An 18,524-nucleotide genomic window follows, 5' to 3' on the forward strand; every position below is an offset into this window, starting at 1 on the left:
TTTCTTTAACATCAGAAAGCTGCTCAGGTAGATATAATCCTCTCCATAATGGGCGGGGACTTCAAATGAGCATAACGACTGCGTAACGTGTCGAGAAGCAGTTCGCTTGGACTCTTGGCACAGTAGAGATAAATTTTGTATAGCCCGCCAAACCCCATGTTATTATAGCGACTCGCAACTTCCTCATCGTTTTGCCCGTCCGGCAAGCCAAGATGAAGTGTCAGTTTTTTCCCCTCGACAGCAAATAGCGGTGTATTCCAAAGGAGTTGGGCTGCACCAACCTTGGGTAGTCGGACAAACATATAAGCGTGGTTACCCAGCGTATCAACATCACCACCACGTCTTCTTTTCCATTCGAGAAGTCCGTCGTCTGGACGGGCCAGGCAAGTACCGATGTCATAATAGTCAAAGCCATTGTTTATTGCCCACTCAAGCTCCATAAATGTAGTGATCGAGTTGACTTCATTCAGCCTTTTGGCATCTGAAAAAACCGCCTCAGGATAGCCAGCACGTATCATGCTCCAGTAGCGCTTTCCGGCCCGAGTAATTACGCACGCAAGTTGGCATGCAACAATTTCGTCTTCCAACAGTATTAGATCGAGCCGGCCGAAAGTCTTTGCTATCCTTAAAACTTCATGTGTGGCAATTTGCGAGGCGGCAGTGCCATGCCTTGCTCTGGCATAGGGTTGAAGCATTTCCCTGTCGGCTCTTTCAATTTCGTCATCCGTCAGCGCCTGCTTCATTCGGTAGCGCGACTGGTTCTTGCGTATGTTTCGACGTAACTTACGATCGTATCCCGCCGTGATATCGTCAATGGAGCGACCCAGTGGCACGATAGCACTCAGAAAGTGAGGCACATACAACGCGCCCAAGGTTGGCATTTCACTGACCAGAACCGTACGGTTCGATTTATCCGATTCCGACGTGCTGTCGGCCACAGGAGACTCCACCCCCATGAGAACCTTGGCCATCTCCCGCTGTGCTCTCCTTCCAACATAGAGGATGTCGTAAGGACTGTCTTTTCGCAGCTTGAATCTGGCAATTTCCCAGCGCCAGAAACAGGCTCGCCCAAGCATGTCTCGCAGCCAGGCTGCAGTTTTTCTTAGCTCAAATCGTATTGAGGGAGATATGAGTTTTCGGATCGGCGCCGCTAAATACTCTTTCATTTCCGGCACTCTTTTTGACTTGTCTTTTGGTTAAGCCAGAAAAAATATCAATTGGAAAATTCAAACAATACTTCCAATTTTGATGTGGAAGGCTCATTCAGCGGGGAAATATTCTGTAACATTCTCTCCTCTAGAACTATTAAAGATGCGAGGTAGACGTTTGGCAAGGGAGCCGCTGCAAAAATAGCCAACTGCTTCAGTTCTTGGCCCACTGAAGCTCCTCTCGATCGTAACCGCGCCATGAGCCCCACATTCAAAACCGGCAATTGATCCCCGATGCTGTGCTCCCATCTCTCTCTGGAGCCAGCCCGTCATGATGCGTCTCGACGCTAAAGTCGAAAAAGTCTATCTCTACCCCAAGCCCGTAGACTTCCGAAAATCCATTGACGGCCTCGCAGCCTTGGTCGAACTGGATATCAAGGTGGCGGTATTCGACCCAGTACTTTTTGCTTTCCTGAATCGCCCCCGTAATCGAGTGAAAATACCCTGCTGGGGTGTGTCACGAACGCTGGCGTAAGCCAGTGATGCTGTATCAAAAATGGGCGTAGGCCTCCCGGTGTCTGCTTGCAGGAGCTGGCTTCAAACCGCCCGGTGCTGCTGCGTTCAAAAGGCGTGGTGGTGAGCGACCGTTGGAAAAGGCGCCGATAACGGCGTCAAGTACGTATTGTAGTGGTCTAATGAAATCTATGGTCACCCCCATTTAGGCGAGAGTGCTCGCCAGATCGAGGTGTCAGATGACCAAACAACGCCGTATCTTTTCCGCTGATTTCAAACGCGAGGCTGCCGACCTCGTACTCAAGCAAAACTACAGTTTCATCGAAGCCAGTCGTTCACTCGGCGTCGGTGAGTCGGCACTACGCCGTTGGGTTGACCAGGTTCAGCAAGAGCGCCAAGGCGTTACTCCGCAGAGCAAAGCGTTGACCCCCGGAACAACAGAAAATCCAGGAACTGGAAGCTCGTATCGCTCGACTTGAGCGAGAGAAGTCCATCTTAAAAAAGGCTACCGCGCTCTTGATGTCGGAAGATCACGAGCGTTCGCGCTGATTGACCAACTGAGCGTCCACGAGCCGGTTGATTGGCTGTGCAAGGTGTTTGAAGTCACCCGATCGTGTTACTACGCCCAGCGTCTCAGACGCCGGACTCCTGATGTTGAGCGACTTCGGCTGATGAGTTAGTGACATTGAATCACCACATCATCGAACGCCTGAAGATGCTGGAATCGTTGGACACTCACAAATCAATGATGCAGTTCCATCCAGGCGCACGAGGCAGCTTCGACTCACCACGCGGTGAGCGCCTGTCCGGTACCGTTATGAAGTTCAACCGCAAAACCGTCACAGTGGTAACCGATAACGGACAACGCTGGAATATCTCGCCGCATTTACTCTCACCGATCAAAGACGTGCAGACGGGGACTGTGGTGGATATCAGGCCACAAAAAATAAAGTAGTGCGGCTTCGAATGGCTTCCGCGTCACTGATGTGATTGCAAGCCCCGCGATTTGTGGATCTCAGATGCTGAACGCGCTGCCTATTTTTGGATAGGTGAGGTTTATGGAGCGCTTACAGTCCACTAACATCCGGACACCCGTTCCACGATCATCCGGACAGGCAGTCGGAGCGAAGCGACGCAGATTTGCATTGTTAGTCTGAAGTCCCCCGCCGACGTCAATTTCTGCGATCGCTTGCGCAGCGACTCACCCTTCAATTCGATGCGGTAAGCGTTGTGCACCAGCCGATCCAGGATGGCGTCAGCCAAGGTCGGATCGCCGATCAGCTCATGCCATTTGTCCACCGGCATCTGGCTGGTCACCAGCGTCGAGCGCTGGCCGTAGCGGTCGTCCAGCAGCTCCAGCATGTCGCGCCGTTGCTCGGCGGTAAACGGCGCCAAGCCCCAGTCGTCGAGGATCAGCAGGTCGGTCTTGGCGTATTCGATCCTGTGTTTGACTTGGTATAGCACGCTGCTTTTGCCGTGATGCTGGTAACTCGGAACTTGAGATCGCCCAAGCGCTCAAGACTGGCTAATAGGCTCGCTTGCCGGTGAAGGCAAACAGCGTTCGCAGAAGAATGACGAAATCGAGCCAGAGCGACCAGTTGTTGATGTACTCAATGTCAGACTCAACACGCTGAATCATCTGCTCTATATCTCTCGTTTCACCGCGAAAGCCACGCACCTGAGCCAGGCCTGTGATGCCTGGCTTGATATTATGACGCGCAAAGTAGTCTGCGATGCCGTGCGAGTACTGAGCATCGTGCTGAATAGCGTGCGGGCGAGGCCCCACCAGGGACATTTCCCCCATCAAAACGTTGAACAACTGTGGTAGCTCATCCAGGCTAGTTCGCCGAATAAAGGCTCCAACCCTGGTCATGCGCGGATCATTCTTTTCTGCCTGCTTGACGATGCCGTCTTCCAGCTGATGGACGACCATGCTTCTGAACTTCCAGATACGAAAAACTCCACTCCACCCCATGCGCTCCTGTCGAAAGAACACCGGCCCAGGGCTATCGACCTTGATGGCAATCGCTATAGCCACCAGCAATGGAGCCGCAAGAAGCAAGATGAGAAAGGCCAAGACTTTGTCCTCAAGATTCTTCAGAAACAGACGCATCCCCATCAGCGGAGTTTCAGACAAGGTCAGCACGGGAATACCGGCAATTTCACGAACGCTGTGATTGATCAAGCGCAGTGAAAAAATGTCAGGCACCCAATTAATAGCAATGTGCTTATCAAGCAGCTTTAAGTAAACATCCTTAATGACCTCCGAGCCATCCAGAGGCGTAACGAAATATACGGTACGAATGGAATGTCGCACGATTAACTCATCAAGGTCGGAGATGTTACCCAGTATCGATAAACGTTGCGTGCTTTCTGAGCCCTCCTTCCCCTGATCATCGCCCGCCCCAATCAACACACAACCGACCACCCGTTCACCAAGCCAGGGATTATTGCTTATTTTCTGGTGAAGGAAGCTAGCCAGCTCCCCCGAGCCAATAATAAGAGCGCTTTCCAAATGAGCCGGGTGGGTCAAGAATTTCTTCTGCACTTCGAGTATCGCGAGGTGCAAAAGCAACTGAGCGAAATATCCAACAACAAATAACTGCGCAACCAATAAACGCGAGTACTGTTCGCTTTGTTTGGTAAGAAAGGCCATGACAACGAGAAAACCAAAAGCGGCAGACCACGCCTTGAAAAGCTTAAAGGCTTTGACGGTAAATCCTACATTGCTTCGGTAAATAGCATAATGGTCGTACACGACGGCCAACGCCCCAAGCAGCAACAGGAGCATGATGACATAAGCCTGCGTTATAAAGCCGATATGATAATCGATCAAATACCATGCGGCACCGGTCACAGCAACAAAATCGAGACCGGCCTGAATAGCGTTACTGGTACTGCTTCGTCGCTGGAGTATGGAGCGGCTACTGCTGGGTTCGAATATCATAATTAGACCTCATTAAATTGAGAATCCAAAACGCTTATCTACCAAACAATAAAAAGGCAATGAAAATATAGTTATTAATTAACTTATCAGCGTTGAATGATCCATCAGCGGTGCACCGCAGCTTCGATGATTCGCACCACATTGACAGCGCTCCTAGTGCCAGCAACACACTGGCGAACAACTCAAAGTCCCGCAGACCAAGTGAGTCGTGATCGACTCTGATTCCCATAATAAACCCCTAGATCATCTTCGTTATAGATCCACATCTGGCGCTCCAGCGAAGCGATAAAAGGACCAAGGAAGGATTCACCCCCCGTATGCTGGAGCACTCTTAAAGGCTCGCGTAGATGCGAGGCAACATCCCCGCACTCGCGAAGCCTGAAGATGCCGGCTTTGCACTCCATCGGCTGAACATCTGAAGGAGCCGCATCGTAGGCGCGCCGAAAAGCTGCAATACTTCCCACATAATTCTTGCGAGCAGCAAAGATGCTGCCGCGGATCTGCTCTGCCAGCTCTTTGGCCTTGATGGCATCAGGACTATCGCCAGATTTCTCGTTGATAGAGCGAAATACCGCCTCGGCGGCGCGCTGATCATCCTGAGACTGCTGCATGGCGGCAAGCGCAAATCTGAGCTCATGGTTACCAGAGTCACTGGAAATTACTTCCTGCAAATGCTGCAGCGCCGCTTTTTGCCCTTTGACGGTAGTGATAAAGCGCACCACATCCAAGCGGGCTTGAACGTCATTCGGATTCTCGGCTGCAATAGCTCGATACTCGGCTTCAGCCGCATCCGGACGATTGTGGGTTAGATAGAACTGGGCAAGCACGTGGCGCAAGGTCCGGGGTTGCGGGTAGAGCGCAATCAACTTGCGGAAAACAGCCTCGGCTGAAGCTGTCTGAGCGGAAGAGTCCAGCGCCTGCACCTTGATGAGTTGCAGGGTAATATTTTTCTCGCTGACCTTTAAGCTTCGGTCCAGATATTCAATGGTCCGTTCAACATCATTGGCCGCCAGGCATTCAGTAGCCAGCACCACCAGCGCCAGACCCTTCTCGTAATACTTGCTGGCCTTCTCAGCCAGCGAGGAGCAGGCCGCCAAGCCAACAGAACAGACTGCAAGGAGCGCGACCCAGGCGTCTTTGCCAACTTTGCTCAAATACATCTTCATCGAATTCACCCCTTGGAGGTCAATGCAGAATATGAGCCGCCAGCCGTGGCACAGCCAATCTCATAAAATCTTGTAAGCGCTTATCTGCAGCAGTAGGCGCTTCGCAGGCTCTCCACATCCGTCTTGCCACGACGGTAATCCGCGATCACATAATCATCCAGCCCTAGACTCACTTCGGCCTGGACGTCCAATCGACTCTCACTAGCCCGCCATTCATCCAGGAGATCCTCCCTGATCGATCAGTCATTTTTAGTCACGCTTCACAGCGCACGCTAGGCGCCCCCAAGACTGGTAGCGTCAATCCGCCTCTGCCTTTTACTCGACGTGTGCTATCACTGTAGCAGCACTATGTAATCAGCCACTGAATCGCCCCGGATTTTCCAGACACTTTCCAAGCTCAATAAATGTCGCTTTTCAAACTCTACCGGGGATAGCTGGTTGTTGAGCCCGTGCCGGCGTTTTGGGTTGTAAAGCATCTCGAAGGAATCGAACACATCACCGCGAGCACACCTGCCGGGTGTCGTAGATCTTCCGCTTAATCCGCTCCCGTTTCAGCAGCTGAAAGAAGCTTTCTGCTACGGCATAGTCTTGGCAGTTACCGCGTCGACTCATGCTGCCAATCAGGTTGTTAGCTTTCAGAATGGCGGAGGATGGTGATCCCAAAACGCAAAAATCCCCGTATCAGCCAGTGATTACGGGGATTTTGTGTCTATCGAGATCCGTGTAAATCCACGGTCACTGTTACACGTTGAAACGGAAGTGCATCACGTCGCCGTCTTTGACGATGTAATCCTTACCTTCCAGACGCCATTTACCGGCTTCTTTGGTACCGGCTTCGCCCTTGTACTGGATGAAGTCGTTGTAGGCGATAACTTCAGCGCGGATAAAGCCTTTTTCGAAGTCGGTGTGGATCACGCCGGCCGCTTGTGGCGCGGTAGCACCGACGCGCACGGTCCAGGCGCGGACTTCTTCGACACCGGCGGTGAAGTAGGTCTGCAGGTGAAGCATTTCGTAGCCAGCGCGGATCACGCGATTCAGGCCAGGCTCTTCGAGGCCCAGGGCTTCGAGGAACATGTCTTTTTCTTCACCGTCTTCGAGCTCGGCGATTTCCGCTTCGATCTTGTTGCAGACCGGTACCACGATCGCGCCTTCTTCTTCGGCAATGGCCTTGACCACGTCCAACAGCGGATTGTTTTCGAAGCCGTCTTCAGCGACGTTGGCGATGTACATGACCGGTTTGGTGGTCAGCAGATGGAAGCCGCGGATAACGGCCTTCTCGTCGGCGCTCATGCTCTTCATCAGGCTGCGCGCAGGCTTGCCTTCGGTGAAGTGAGTGATCAGTTGTTCCAGCAGGCCTTTCTGGACCACTGCGTCTTTGTCACCGCCCTTGGCGTTGCGGGTGACTTTCTGCAGTTGCTTTTCGCAGCTGTCGAGGTCGGCGAAGATCAACTCAAGGTCGATGATTTCGATGTCGCGTTTCGGGTCGACGCTGTTGGAGACGTGGATTACGTTCTCGTCTTCGAAGCAGCGGACCACGTGAGCGATGGCATCGGTTTCGCGGATGTTGGCCAGGAACTTGTTGCCCAGACCTTCACCTTTCGAGGCGCCGGCAACGAGGCCTGCGATGTCGACGAATTCCATGGTGGTCGGCAGGACGCGCTTGGGATTTACAATGGCCGCCAACGCGTCCAGACGCTTATCCGGCATCGGCACGATACCGGTGTTCGGTTCGATGGTGCAGAAGGGGAAGTTCTCGGCCGCGATACCGGATTTGGTCAGGGCGTTGAACAGGGTGGACTTGCCGACGTTAGGCAGGCCGACGATGCCGCAGTTGAATCCCATGGTGTTTCCCCTCGGATAAGAGTCAGGCCTTCTGGCTGTGCAGGTTTTTCATCGCGCGGTTCCATTCACCGGCGAGGATATCCGGCAGCACGCCGAGGGCAAAATCGATGCTGGCATCCAGCTTCTCCTGTTCTGCGCGTGGCGCTCGACCCAGGACAAAATTGGAAACCATGCTGGCGACGCCTGGGTGGCCGATGCCAAGCCGCAAGCGGTGAAAGGTATTCTGATTGCCGAGCTGCGCGATGATGTCGCGCAGGCCGTTATGACCGCCATGCCCGCCGCCCTGTTTGAGCTTGGCTACGCCGGGTGGCAAGTCAAGTTCGTCGTGCGCCACCAATATCGCTTCCGGTGGGATGCGGTAAAAACCGGCAAGCGCCGCTACGGCCTGACCACTTCGGTTCATGAACGTGGTGGGAATCAGCAGACGAACATCCTGACCTTGATGCGTGAAGCGACCGGTCAGGCCAAAAAATTTGCGCTCGGGCACCAGATTGATGCGTTGGGCCGAGGCGATGCGCTCAACAAAAAGGGCCCCTGCGTTATGCCGGGTCTGTTCGTATTCGGTGCCTGGATTTCCCAGGCCAACGATCAGTTGTATGGCAGTCACGTCAGGGGCCCTTCCTTGGAGTTGTGGATAACATCGCCGCGTTGAGGTGGTGCGGCGAAAGTGGACGAAAAATGCTCATTTACCATTATGTAAACTCCGCGTTCTCGCCCGCTTTCTCGCTACGCTCTAGTCCGCGATGTTTCCTGAAACTCCGGCGTACAGAGTGAATTACTCTGCAGCGCCTTCTGCAGCTGGAGCAACACGTGGAGCGTGGACGTTGGCGACAGCCAGGTCGTTGCCGTGTGCCAGAGCCACGAACTCAACGCCGTTAGGGGCTTTGAGGTCAGACAGGTGAACGATCGAGCCAACTTCGGCGTTAGCCAGGTCGACTTCGATGAATTCAGGCAAGTCTTTTGGCAAGCAAGAAACTTCGACTTCAGCAACAACGTGCGAAATTTCGCCGCCTTTCTTGATCGGAGCTTCTTCGCCAACGAAGTGTACTGGTACGTGAGCGGTCAATTTCTGGCCAGCTACAACGCGTACGAAGTCAGCGTGCATCACGTGGCCTTTGGCCGGGTGACGTTGCAGAGCTTTGATCACGACGTTTTGCTTGGTGCCGCCAACGTTCAGCTCGATGATGTGGCTGTAAGCCGCTTCGTTTTCGAGCAGTTTGGCAACTTCTTTGGCCAGCATGCTGATGGATTCAGGGGCTTTTTCGCCACCGTAAACTACAGCTGGAACCAGGCTTGCGAGACGACGCAGGCGGCGGCTCGCACCTTTCCCCAGGTCGGAACGCACTTCAGCATTCAGAGTAAAATCGTTCATGTTGTATCTCCAAAATAACCACATTCGCCCCAGCGTTTGCGACCAGCGCTTAAAGGCGATATGGGCAAAAAAGCCCCGCCCCAACAAGAATGCTGGGGCGGGGCGCTTTTCGTCATCGAGATGAATACGAAGGGCAGGGCCCTTAGCGGAACATCGCGCTGATCGATTCTTCGTTGCTGATGCGGCGAACCGCTTCGGCAACTACCGGTGCGATATCCAGTTGACGGATACGCGAACAGGCTTGTGCTGCAGCGGACAGCGGGATGGTGTTAGTCACCACCAGCTCATCCAGCATGGAATTTTCAATGTTTTCGATCGCTCGACCCGACAGCACAGGGTGTGTGCAGTAGGCAAAGACCTTGGCAGCGCCATGCTCTTTCAAGGCTTTAGCCGCGTGGCACAAGGTGCCGGCGGTATCAACCATGTCATCGACCAGAATACAGGTACGCCCTTCAACATCACCGATGATATGCATCACTTCAGAGTGATTGGCTTTCTCACGGCGCTTGTCGATGATCCCGAGATCCACGCCCAAGGATTTGGCAACAGCACGTGCACGCACGACGCCGCCAATGTCCGGGGACACGATCATCAGGTTTTCGAAGCGTTGGTCTTCGATGTCATCCACCAATACTGGGGAGCCGTAGATGTTATCTACCGGAATATCGAAGAAGCCCTGGATCTGGTCAGCATGCAAATCAACCGTGAGAACACGATCGATGCCGACTACGGTAAGCATGTCAGCGACGACTTTCGCGCTGATAGCCACACGTGCGGAACGCGGACGGCGATCCTGACGGGCATAACCAAAGTAGGGGATCACCGCAGTGATTCGAGTTGCTGAGGAGCGGCGGAAGGCATCAGCCATCACGACGAGTTCCATCAGGTTATCGTTGGTCGGAGCACACGTCGGCTGAATGATGAAGACGTCTTTACCGCGGACGTTTTCATTAATCTCAGCGGTGATTTCGCCGTCGGAAAACTTACCGACAGAAATGTCACCGAGTGGGATATGCAGCTGACGTACAACACGCCGAGCCAGATCGGGGTTAGCGTTCCCCGTAAAGACCATCATCTTGGACACGCGCAGTACCTGCCGGCTGAGGGTATACCTGGATGAGTATAGGAAAATGGCAGGGGCGGCTGGATTCGAACCAACGCATGGCAGGATCAAAACCTGCTGCCTTACCGCTTGGCGACGCCCCTGTATTTGTTGCTACGAGTGCCCAGCACTCGGTTCTCAGAGCAGACTTTGTAGTTTGCGATGCAACATCGAAACGTTGCTTCCCTTTGCTACAAACCCTGTGTGGGTCTCTGTAAGAAGGGCCGAGACTTTATCAGCTTCAGCTTTGCTTGGGAAGCCCCCAAACACACAACTTCCAGTTCCGGTTAATTTTGCTTCGGTATATTTACCTAACAAATTCAAAGCGTTACGTACATCTGGGTAACGCCTCGCTACAACCGGTAAGCAGTCATTTCGACTGTTTCCCTTGGGAACGGGGCGCACTTTAATGGGAGAAGAGTTACGTGTCAACAACGGATCTGAAAAAATTTCTGCTGTACTTACAGAGACTTGCGGCACAAGCACCAGATACCAAGGCTCTTCGGGGTCTACAGGGGTGAGTTTTTCACCGACACCTTCAGCAAAAGCGGCGTGTCCGCGCACGAAAACCGGGACGTCGGCGCCTAACGTCAGACCCAAAATCGCTAGCTGATCCTCATCCCAGCCCAACTGCCAGAGGTGATTGAGGCCGAGCAGAGTGGTCGCTGCGTTTGAACTGCCGCCGCCGATTCCGCCGCCCATGGGCAGAATTTTTTCGATCCAGATATCAATTCCCAGCGTGGAACCGGATTGTTCCTGAAGTTTTTTTGCTGCGCGCACGATCAAGTTGCTGTCGTGGGGAACGCCATCGAATTCGGTATGCAATTTGATGATGCCGTCATCGCGAACGGCAAAGGTCAGCTCGTCGGCGTAATCGAGAAACTGAAACAGCGTCTGCAGCTCGTGGTAGCCGTCTTCACGGCGACCGAGGATATGCAGCATCAGATTGAGTTTTGCCGGAGCAGGCAGGGTCAGGCGAGTCGCGGTCATGTCATTGCCCCAGCTTGCGCGGTTGCCAGTCCTTGATCACCAGGGTGACGTCGAGGTCCGGACCATGCAGTTTGATTCGTTCGGGTAGCCAGAAACCGCTCTGTTCGGCGTAGCTCAAATACTCGACCTGCCAGCCATCCTGCTCAAGGTTGGCCAGACGGCTGTTGGCGTCGAGTTTCAGGCGGCTTTTGCTGTCAGGCGCAGGAAGGCCACGAACCCACCAGACCAGGTGCGAGACCGGCAGCTTCCAGCCGAGCTGCTCTTCCAGCAGGGCTTCGGGCGTAGGCGCTTCATAGCGTCCCTGGTTGGCGACTTCCAGTGCCACCTGACCGGGGCGACCGGTCAGACGTGCCGCGCCGCGACCCAGTGGGCCGGACAGGCGGATGTCGTAATAGTCCTGACGTTGTAGCCAGAACAAGGTGCCGCTGCCCGAGTCTTTCGGGGCGCGAATGCCAACCTTGCCGCTGATCTGCCAACCATCGAGGCTGCTCAGCTGTTGTTTATTCACGCGCCATTGCGCGGGATCGCCGTGACCCTCGACGGACTCACGGGCGCCGAAGCCCGCGCAACCGGCTAGCAGGGCGATAAAGCTGAAAACGATAACGTGGCGCAAAAACATAATCTTAAAGAGTCTCGGATCCGGTCAGGCGCTTGATGGTGCTGCGCAGGGTAGGGCTGTCGGGCTGATCCTTGAGGAATTTGCCCCAGATTTGCTTGGCTTCGCGTTGTTTGCCGTTGGACCACAGGACTTCGCCCAGATGCGCAGCGACTTCTTGATCCGGGAAGCGCTCAAGGGCCTGACGCAACAAGCGTTCGGCTTCATCGAGGTTGCCCAGGCGAAAGTTCACCCAGCCAAGGCTGTCGAGTACTGCCGGGTCTTCCGGATTCAGCTGGTGAGCCTGTTCGATCAGCACCTTGGCTTCGGCATAACGCGTTGTACGGTCCGACAAGGTGTAGCCAAGGGCATTCAACGCCATTGCATTATCCGGATCGCGTTTGATGATCAGTCGTAGGTCTTTTTCCATCTGCGCCAGGTCATTGCGCTTTTCCGCTTGCATGGCGCGGGTGTACAGAAGATTCAGATCGTCCGGGTATTGCTGCAAGGCTTGCTGCAATACTTTCCAGGCGCGATCGCCCTGTTTATTGGCAGACAAGGTCTCGACCTCGATCAGATACAGCTGAATAGCGTAATCGGGTTGAGTGTCGCGGGCGGTGGTCAAACGGCTTTCGGCTTCGCTGGTGCGACCATTGCTCATCAGAATATCGGCCTGACGCAGTTGCGCCGGCAGGTAGTCATTGCCCGGGCCGACCCGGGCGTACTCGATCAATGCACCTTGCGGATCATTGCGTTCTTCGGCGATGCGGCCCAGATTCAGGTGCGCCGAATCGACGTGGCTTTCGCGAGCAATGAGGTCTTCCAGGTAACCCTTGGCCTCCCCCCAAGCCTTGGCTTCCAGACAGACCAGTGCCAGGGAGTAACGCAGTTCGTCATCTTCCGGGTATTGCTGAGCCAGGCTGGAGAACTCGACTTTGGCGTCGTCCATGCGGTTCTGTTCGACCAGCATGCGCGCGTAAGTCAGGCGCAGGCGTTTGTCGTCCGGGTATTTACGGATGCTTTTTTCAAGCAGTGGCAAGGCTTCCTTGCCGCGATTCAAGCTTTGCAGCAGGCGTGCACGGAGCAGCAGCGGCGCTATTTCGCCCGCTTCCGGTGGATTTTTTTCCAGGAGAGTCAATGCGCTCTGGGTCTCACCATTCTGTTGCAGCAGCAAGGCCTTCCCGAAGATCAACTGACCGTTGTTCGGGTGTTTCTGCAACAAACGGTCAAAACTTTTCATCAAACCGTTGCGGGTGTCTTGGTCGGTATCGGCGGCAGACAAGGCAAGAAAGTCAAAATGGGTGTCGCCTTTGCCTTGCAGGACTTTCTCCATGTAGACCATGGAGTCGTCATAACGCCCACCGCGGGCTAATTGAACGGCTGCGGCACGTTGTGCCTCCAGATCGTTCGGGGCGTTTTTCGCCCATATCAGCGCGCTATCCAGCGCTGCCTGATCGGCACCCAGGTACTCGGCGATGCGGAACGCCCGTTCGGAGATTCCCGGATCCTGGGTATTGATGGCCTGGGTCACGTAGTTGTCCAGCGCAATGTCGAAACGATTGCGCTGGCCAGCCAGTTCTGCGCTCAGCAGGCTGAAGATCGTATCTTCGCTGAACGAGCTGTAAACCTTGGGCTTTTCAGGGGCCGGAGTGCTGTCTTCAACCGACGGCGTGCCGTCCGATGATCCGGGTGCCAAGGATTGGCAGCCGCTTAGGAAGACAAAAGCGAGGAGCAACGCGGAAGATCTATTCATATAGGAAGAGGACGACTAACCTGCGGTCAGATCATCATGACACAAGCCTTCGGCCAAACATAACCGCCCCGTCAATTCATATTGACGTGCGTTTGAACGCTTCACGTAGGCGCTGGCGTAGCCGGCGATTTTTTGGTCTTGCCCTTCGACGTACCCGAAAACACCGAAAGATCGCAGCCTTTGGCAGCTCGTGCCGGGGGATTCGGTGCGGCAGTGGTTGTTCTGAATCTGGCGAAGTAGGACAATTGTCGGCTTCTCGACATCATCAGCGACCTTGAATGGCCTTTCTTGCACTCGGTATTAACCACAAAACTGCTTCAGTAGACGTCCGCGAGCGCGTGGCCTTTACCCCTGAGCAGTTGGTTGAGGCCTTGCAGCAGCTCTGCCGCCTCACCGACAGCCGCGAAGCTGCGATCCTCTCCACCTGCAATCGCAGTGAACTCTATATAGAACAGGATCACCTTTCGTCTGACGCCGTGCTGCGCTGGTTGGCCGATTACCACCATTTGAGCCTCGACGAGCTGCGCGCCAGCGCTTATGTGCATGAAGATGATGCGGCCGTTCGTCACATGATGCGTGTGGCCTCGGGGCTGGATTCACTGGTGCTGGGCGAACCGCAGATTCTCGGTCAGATGAAGTCCGCCTATGCCGTGGCCCGTGAGGCCGGCACCATTGGCCCGTTGCTCGGGCGCTTATTCCAGGCCACGTTCAATGCCGCCAAACAGGTGCGCACCGACACGGCCATTGGCGAAAACCCGGTGTCGGTGGCCTTCGCCGCCGTTAGCCTGGCGAAACAGATTTTCAGCGACTTGCAACGCAGCCAGGCCTTGCTGATCGGCGCCGGTGAGACCATCACGCTGGTCGCCCGGCATCTGCATGAGCTTGGCGTCAAGCGTATCGTGGTGGCCAACCGCACCCTGGAGCGCGCGAGCATTCTGGCCGAGCAGTTCGGAGCCCACGCGGTGCTGCTCTCGGACATCCCGGCAGAATTGGTTCGCAGCGACATTGTCATCAGCTCTACTGCCAGCCAGTTGCCGATTCTGGGCAAGGGCGCGGTCGAGAGTGCATTGAAGTTGCGTAAGCACAAACCGATCTTCATGGTCGACATCGCCGTGCCGCGCGATATCGAGCCGGAAGTCGGCGAGTTGGACGACGTTTACCTCTATAGCGTCGATGATCTCCACGAAGTGGTCGCCGAAAACCTCAAGAGCCGTCAGGGTGCTGCCCAAGCGGCTGAAGAAATGGTGTCCATCGGCGCCGACGACTTCATGGTGCGCTTGCGTGAACTGGCGGCGGTGGACGTGCTCAAGGCGTACCGTCAGCAGAGCGAACGCCTGCGCGATGAAGAGCTGCTCAAGGCCCAGCGCATGCTCGCCAATGGCAGCAACGCCGAAGATGTGCTGGTGCAACTGGCCCGCGGCCTGACCAATAAATTGCTGCATGCCCCGAGCGTGCAGTTGAAAAAGCTTTCCGCCGAAGGCCGCCTCGATGCGCTGGCCATGGCTCAGGAACTCTTTGCCCTCGGTGAGGGCCCATCGGATAGCTTTTCGGATAAAAAACCGCAATGAAAGCGTCACTGCTTAATAAGCTGGACATCCTCCAGGACCGTTTCGAGGAATTGACCGCCTTGCTTGGCGATGGCGAAGTCATTTCTGATCAAAACAAATTCCGCACCTATTCCAAGGAGTACGCGGAAGTTGAGCCGATTGTTACCACCTATACACAACTGCTTAAGGTTCAAGCTGACCTTGAAGGCGCCCAGGCGCTGCTCAAGGACAGCGACCCGGATATGCGTGAAATGGCCGTTGAGGAAGTGCGCGAAGCCAAAGAGCGGCTGATCGAACTCGAAGGCGATCTGCAACGCATGCTGCTGCCCAAGGATCCTAACGATGGGCGCAACGTGTTCCTCGAGATTCGTGCCGGCACCGGTGGTGACGAAGCGGCGATTTTCTCCGGCGACCTGTTCCGCATGTATTCGCGCTACGCCGAGCGTCGCGGCTGGCGGGTGGAAATCCTCTCAGAGAACATAGGCGAGCACGGCGGCTATAAAGAAGTCATTGCCCGGGTCGAAGGTGACAATGTCTACGGCAAGCTGAAATTCGAATCGGGTGCCCATCGGGTGCAACGGGTTCCGGCGACAGAATCCCAGGGCCGTATCCACACGTCGGCCTGTACCGTGGCGGTATTGCCTGAACCGGATGAACAGGAAGCCATCGAGATCAACCCGGCGGATTTGCGGGTCGACACCTATCGCTCCTCCGGTGCCGGTGGTCAGCACGTCAACAAGACCGACTCGGCGATCCGCATCACTCACCTTCCTTCAGGGATTGTGGTTGAGTGTCAGGAGGAACGTTCTCAGCACAAGAACCGCGCGCGGGCCATGTCCTGGCTGTCGGCCAAGTTGAACGACCAGCAGACCAGCGCCGCGGCCAACGCCATCGCCAGCGAGCGTAAGTTGCTGGTGGGTTCGGGTGATCGCTCCGAGCGGATCCGCACCTATAACTTTGCCCAGGGACGGGTGACCGATCACCGGGTCAACCTGACCCTGTATTCCCTCGATGAAATTCTCGCGGGCGGCGTCGATGCGGTGATCGAGCCGTTGCTGGCCGAGTATCAGGCCGATCAACTGGCATCGATAGGTGAGTAAATGACGATTATTGCCAGCTTGTTACGCGCTGCCGAACTGCCTGATTCACCCACGGCCCGCCTGGATGCCGAGTTGTTGCTGGCGGCGGCCTTGGGCAAGTCCCGCAGTTTTCTGCACACCTGGCCAGAACGAATTGTCAGCAGCGAAGCCGCGCTGATTTTTGCCGACTACCTGCTGCGTCGCCGTTCCGGCGAGCCGGTGGCTTATATCCTCGGTCAGCAGGGTTTCTGGAAGCTGGATCTTGAAGTCGCACCGCATACGCTGATTCCGCGTCCAGACACTGAGTTGCTGGTAGAGGCTGCGCTGGAACTGTTGCCGGAAACGCCTGCCAGGGTGCTCGATCTGGGGACCGGTAGCGGCGCGATTGCCTTGGCCCTGGCCAGCGAACGCCCGGCCTGGCACGTTACGGCGGTGGATCGAGTGCTCGAAGCCGTCGCTCTGGCCGAGCGCAACCGCCAGCGTCTGCACCTGAACAACGCGGCAGTAATGAGCAGCCATTGGTTCAGTGCGCTGGAAGATCATCGTTTTCAGCTGATTATCAGTAATCCGCCCTACATTGCCGATGCCGATCCGCATCTGGTCGCAGGCGACGTGCGTTTCGAGCCTGCCAGTGCGCTGGTGGCGGGGGTGGATGGGCTCGACGATTTGCGTCTGATCATCGCCCAGGCACCGCAACACCTTGAGGCGGGCGGTTGGTTGATGCTTGAACATGGCTACGATCAGGCGCTGGCGGTGCGTGATTTGCTGCTGGGCCAAGGCTTTGAAGAGGTCCACAGTCGTAAAGACCTGGGCGGCCACGAACGCATCAGCCTGGGGCGTCTACCGTGCTGAATGATCAGGAGCTGTTGCGCTATAGCCGGCAGATTCTGTTGCAGCATGTCGACATCGACGGTCAGTTGCGCCTGAAGAACAGCCGCGTATTGATCGTCGGTCTCGGCGGCCTCGGCGCGCCGGTGGCGTTGTATCTGGCGGCGGCGGGGGTTGGCGAGCTGCATCTGGCGGACTTCGACACGGTAGACCTGACCAACCTGCAACGGCAAATCATTCATGACACCGACAGCGTTGGCTTGAGCAAGGTCGATTCGGCGATTCGTCGCCTTACAGCGATCAATCCAGAGATCCAGTTGATCGCCCATCGCTCAGCGCTGGACGAAGACTCGCTGGCGGCCGTCGTGGCTGCTGTCGATCTGGTTCTCGATTGCTCCGATAACTTTTCTACTCGCCAAGCCGTGAATGCTGCCTGCGTGGCGGCCAGCAAACCCTTGGTCAGCGGCGCGGCGATTCGTCTGGAAGGGCAATTGTCGGTGTTTGATCCGCGTCGCCCCGAGAGCCCTTGTTACCACTGCTTATATGGGCACGGCAGCGAAGCCGAATTGACCTGCAGTGAAGCCGGTGTGCTCGGTCCGCTGGTGGGGCTGGTCGGCAGTCTGCAAGCTCTTGAGGCGTTGAAATTGTTGGTGGGCTTCGGCGAACCGCTGGTGGGCCGCTTGCTGTTGATCGATGCTTTGGGCGCGCGTTTTCGCGAGCTGCGCGTCAAACGTGATCCTGGCTGCAGTGTCTGTGGGCCAAAACATGCGTGAAGCGCCGATTGGCGTGTTCGACTCTGGTGTCGGCGGTCTGTCGGTACTGGAAGAGATTAGTCGTTTGTTGCCCAACGAATCTCTGCTCTATGTCGCCGACTGCGGCAATATCCCCTATGGTGAGAAAACCCCGGAGTTCATTCGTCAGCGCTGCAGCGTGATGGCTGAGTTTTTCGCGCAGCAGGGCGCCAAGGCGTTGGTGCTGGCCTGCAACACGGCGACGGTGGCCGGTGTTGCGGACTTGCGTCGCGATTACCCGGACTGGCCCATTGTCGGCATGGAGCCCGCGGTCAAACCGGCGGCGGCGGCAACCCGTAGTGGTGTGGTCGGCGTGCTGGCGACCACCGGAACCTTGCAGAGCGCCAAATTCGCCGCGTTGCTCGATCGTTTCGCCACCGATGTGCGAGTCATCACTCAACCTTGCCCGGGGCTGGTTGAGTTGATTGAAGCGGGTGACCTGCACAGTCCCGCGCTTCGCCAGTTGCTTCAAGGTTACCTCGAGCCCTTACTGGCGGCAGGTTGCGACACAATCATTCTCGGCTGCACCCACTATCCCTTTCTCAAGCCATTGCTCAAGCAGATGCTCGCGGACGACATCAGCCTGATCGATACCGGCGCCGCCGTCGCCCGGCAACTTCAACGCTTGCTCGCCGAGCGTGAAATGCTCGCCGAAGGCCCCGCACGCGAAGCGCAATTCTGGACCAGTGCCAGCCCTGAGCATCTGAGAAGTATCCTGCCGCTGCTATGGAGTGAGTCTGGCGTTGTGCGAAGCTTCCCCGGGTAAAAAAGTCGTGAAAAAAAAGCGATTAAAAAGGCCTGAACTTCTGCGTCAGCACCCACTTCTATAGCTAGTCTGTTGAGTAGTACAA

Annotated in this window: 18 protein-coding genes, 1 tRNA gene and 3 pseudogenes; 8 read left to right on the forward strand and 14 right to left on the reverse strand. The window is 55.7% G+C overall.

What is annotated here, in order from left to right:
• Positions 1-23: 23 nt before the first annotated feature.
• Complete coding sequence (locus ACZYSM_RS15115) at positions 24-1,166, reverse strand: hypothetical protein (RefSeq protein ID WP_489072289.1); 1,143 nt, start codon at positions 1,164-1,166, stop codon at positions 24-26.
• Positions 1,167-1,213: 47 nt separating this feature from the next.
• Positions 1,214-1,378, reverse strand: coding sequence for a hypothetical protein (locus ACZYSM_RS15120; RefSeq protein ID WP_489072290.1), 165 nt, complete (start codon positions 1,376-1,378; stop codon positions 1,214-1,216).
• A gap of 101 nt (positions 1,379-1,479) precedes the next feature.
• Here ACZYSM_RS15120 and tnpB point away from each other — a divergent pair, with 101 nt between their 5' ends.
• From tnpB to ACZYSM_RS15135, 3 genes and pseudogenes are all read left to right on the forward strand, one after another.
• Complete coding sequence (gene tnpB, locus ACZYSM_RS15125; protein WP_489072291.1) at positions 1,480-1,683, forward strand: IS66 family insertion sequence element accessory protein TnpB; 204 nt, start codon at positions 1,480-1,482, stop codon at positions 1,681-1,683.
• 217 nt (positions 1,684-1,900) lie between these two features.
• A pseudogene (locus tag ACZYSM_RS15130) lies at positions 1,901-2,338 on the forward strand (transposase); the annotation flags it as partial.
• Between the two features lie 2 nt (positions 2,339-2,340).
• The gene (locus ACZYSM_RS15135; protein WP_489072292.1) at positions 2,341-2,616 is read left to right on the forward strand and encodes a hypothetical protein; all 276 of its coding nucleotides are present in this window, start codon (positions 2,341-2,343) and stop codon (positions 2,614-2,616) included.
• Between the two features lie 206 nt (positions 2,617-2,822).
• Here ACZYSM_RS15135 and ACZYSM_RS15140 read toward each other — a convergent pair.
• The 12 genes and pseudogenes from ACZYSM_RS15140 to ACZYSM_RS15195 form a co-directional block, all read right to left on the reverse strand.
• Positions 2,823-3,095 (reverse strand): annotated as a pseudogene (locus ACZYSM_RS15140) (ATP-binding protein); the annotation flags it as partial.
• Positions 3,096-3,186: 91 nt separating this feature from the next.
• On the reverse strand, positions 3,187-4,608 hold the full coding sequence (locus ACZYSM_RS15145; RefSeq protein ID WP_489072293.1) for an undecaprenyl-phosphate glucose phosphotransferase: 1,422 nt from the start codon (positions 4,606-4,608) through the stop codon (positions 3,187-3,189).
• A gap of 182 nt (positions 4,609-4,790) precedes the next feature.
• On the reverse strand, positions 4,791-5,774 hold the full coding sequence (locus tag ACZYSM_RS15150) for a tetratricopeptide repeat protein (RefSeq protein WP_489072294.1): 984 nt from the start codon (positions 5,772-5,774) through the stop codon (positions 4,791-4,793).
• A 332-nt stretch (positions 5,775-6,106) separates the two neighbouring features.
• A pseudogene (locus ACZYSM_RS15155) lies at positions 6,107-6,413 on the reverse strand (IS3 family transposase); the annotation flags it as partial.
• Between the two features lie 102 nt (positions 6,414-6,515).
• Positions 6,516-7,616 (reverse strand): redox-regulated ATPase YchF, encoded by a 1,101-nt coding sequence (gene ychF / locus ACZYSM_RS15160; protein ID WP_489072295.1) that lies wholly within the window; start codon positions 7,614-7,616, stop codon positions 6,516-6,518.
• A 22-nt stretch (positions 7,617-7,638) separates the two neighbouring features.
• Complete coding sequence (gene pth, locus ACZYSM_RS15165) at positions 7,639-8,223, reverse strand: aminoacyl-tRNA hydrolase (RefSeq protein WP_489072296.1); 585 nt, start codon at positions 8,221-8,223, stop codon at positions 7,639-7,641.
• 168 nt (positions 8,224-8,391) lie between these two features.
• Positions 8,392-8,988 carry a 50S ribosomal protein L25/general stress protein Ctc gene (locus ACZYSM_RS15170; protein WP_489072297.1) on the reverse strand — a complete coding sequence of 199 codons (597 nt, stop codon included), beginning with the start codon at positions 8,986-8,988 and terminating at the stop codon, positions 8,392-8,394.
• 142 nt (positions 8,989-9,130) lie between these two features.
• Positions 9,131-10,072 (reverse strand): ribose-phosphate pyrophosphokinase, encoded by a 942-nt coding sequence (locus tag ACZYSM_RS15175; protein ID WP_003208392.1) that lies wholly within the window; start codon positions 10,070-10,072, stop codon positions 9,131-9,133.
• Positions 10,073-10,119: 47 nt separating this feature from the next.
• Positions 10,120-10,194 (reverse strand) — tRNA-Gln (locus ACZYSM_RS15180).
• Positions 10,195-10,228: 34 nt separating this feature from the next.
• The gene (gene ispE / locus ACZYSM_RS15185; RefSeq protein WP_489072298.1) at positions 10,229-11,080 is read right to left on the reverse strand and encodes a 4-(cytidine 5'-diphospho)-2-C-methyl-D-erythritol kinase; all 852 of its coding nucleotides are present in this window, start codon (positions 11,078-11,080) and stop codon (positions 10,229-10,231) included.
• A 1-nt stretch (position 11,081) separates the two neighbouring features.
• Positions 11,082-11,699, reverse strand: a complete 618-nt coding sequence (lolB, locus tag ACZYSM_RS15190; protein ID WP_489072299.1) for a lipoprotein insertase outer membrane protein LolB — start codon at positions 11,697-11,699, stop codon at positions 11,082-11,084.
• A gap of 4 nt (positions 11,700-11,703) precedes the next feature.
• Positions 11,704-13,428: a tetratricopeptide repeat protein gene (locus ACZYSM_RS15195; protein ID WP_489072300.1), complete on the reverse strand. Its 1,725-nt coding sequence runs from the start codon at positions 13,426-13,428 to the stop codon at positions 11,704-11,706.
• A gap of 278 nt (positions 13,429-13,706) precedes the next feature.
• Between ACZYSM_RS15195 and hemA the strand changes: the two genes are divergently transcribed.
• From hemA to murI, 5 genes are read left to right on the forward strand one after another with little or no spacing between them, the layout of a single operon-like run.
• Positions 13,707-14,996, forward strand: a complete 1,290-nt coding sequence (hemA, locus tag ACZYSM_RS15200; RefSeq protein ID WP_489072301.1) for a glutamyl-tRNA reductase — start codon at positions 13,707-13,709, stop codon at positions 14,994-14,996.
• Positions 14,993-16,075, forward strand: coding sequence for a peptide chain release factor 1 (prfA, locus tag ACZYSM_RS15205; RefSeq protein ID WP_489072302.1), 1,083 nt, complete (start codon positions 14,993-14,995; stop codon positions 16,073-16,075). The genes hemA and prfA overlap by 4 nt, the downstream gene beginning before the upstream one ends.
• Positions 16,076-16,906, forward strand: coding sequence for a peptide chain release factor N(5)-glutamine methyltransferase (gene prmC / locus ACZYSM_RS15210; protein WP_489072303.1), 831 nt, complete (start codon positions 16,076-16,078; stop codon positions 16,904-16,906).
• Positions 16,900-17,655: a molybdopterin-synthase adenylyltransferase MoeB gene (locus ACZYSM_RS15215; RefSeq protein WP_489072304.1), complete on the forward strand. Its 756-nt coding sequence runs from the start codon at positions 16,900-16,902 to the stop codon at positions 17,653-17,655. Before prmC ends, ACZYSM_RS15215 begins: the two co-directional genes overlap by 7 nt.
• Entirely contained in the window at positions 17,648-18,439 is a 792-nt protein-coding gene (gene murI / locus ACZYSM_RS15220) for a glutamate racemase (RefSeq protein ID WP_489072305.1), read from the forward strand. Before ACZYSM_RS15215 ends, murI begins: the two co-directional genes overlap by 8 nt.
• Positions 18,440-18,524: the final 85 nt, after the last annotated feature.

Source organism: Pseudomonas sp. F220 (genome assembly GCF_057813935.1).

What these genes read in the sequence shown, in the direction of transcription:
- ACZYSM_RS15115 (WP_489072289.1), bottom strand. Translation starts at nt 1,166, where the DNA reads ATGAAAGAGTATTTAGCGGCGCCGATCCGAAAACTCATATCTCCCTCA.
- tnpB (WP_489072291.1), top strand. Translation starts at nt 1,480, where the DNA reads ATGATGCGTCTCGACGCTAAAGTCGAAAAAGTCTATCTCTACCCCAAG.
- ACZYSM_RS15145 (WP_489072293.1), bottom strand. Translation starts at nt 4,608, where the DNA reads ATGATATTCGAACCCAGCAGTAGCCGCTCCATACTCCAGCGACGAAGC.
- ACZYSM_RS15150 (WP_489072294.1), bottom strand. Translation starts at nt 5,774, where the DNA reads ATGAAGATGTATTTGAGCAAAGTTGGCAAAGACGCCTGGGTCGCGCTC.
- ychF (WP_489072295.1), bottom strand. Translation starts at nt 7,616, where the DNA reads ATGGGATTCAACTGCGGCATCGTCGGCCTGCCTAACGTCGGCAAGTCC.
- ACZYSM_RS15170 (WP_489072297.1), bottom strand. Translation starts at nt 8,988, where the DNA reads ATGAACGATTTTACTCTGAATGCTGAAGTGCGTTCCGACCTGGGGAAA.
- ispE (WP_489072298.1), bottom strand. Translation starts at nt 11,080, where the DNA reads ATGACCGCGACTCGCCTGACCCTGCCTGCTCCGGCAAAACTCAATCTG.
- lolB (WP_489072299.1), bottom strand. Translation starts at nt 11,699, where the DNA reads ATGTTTTTGCGCCACGTTATCGTTTTCAGCTTTATCGCCCTGCTAGCC.
- ACZYSM_RS15195 (WP_489072300.1), bottom strand. Translation starts at nt 13,428, where the DNA reads ATGAATAGATCTTCCGCGTTGCTCCTCGCTTTTGTCTTCCTAAGCGGC.
- hemA (WP_489072301.1), top strand. Translation starts at nt 13,707, where the DNA reads ATGGCCTTTCTTGCACTCGGTATTAACCACAAAACTGCTTCAGTAGAC.
- prfA (WP_489072302.1), top strand. Translation starts at nt 14,993, where the DNA reads ATGAAAGCGTCACTGCTTAATAAGCTGGACATCCTCCAGGACCGTTTC.
- prmC (WP_489072303.1), top strand. Translation starts at nt 16,076, where the DNA reads ATGACGATTATTGCCAGCTTGTTACGCGCTGCCGAACTGCCTGATTCA.
- murI (WP_489072305.1), top strand. Translation starts at nt 17,648, where the DNA reads ATGCGTGAAGCGCCGATTGGCGTGTTCGACTCTGGTGTCGGCGGTCTG.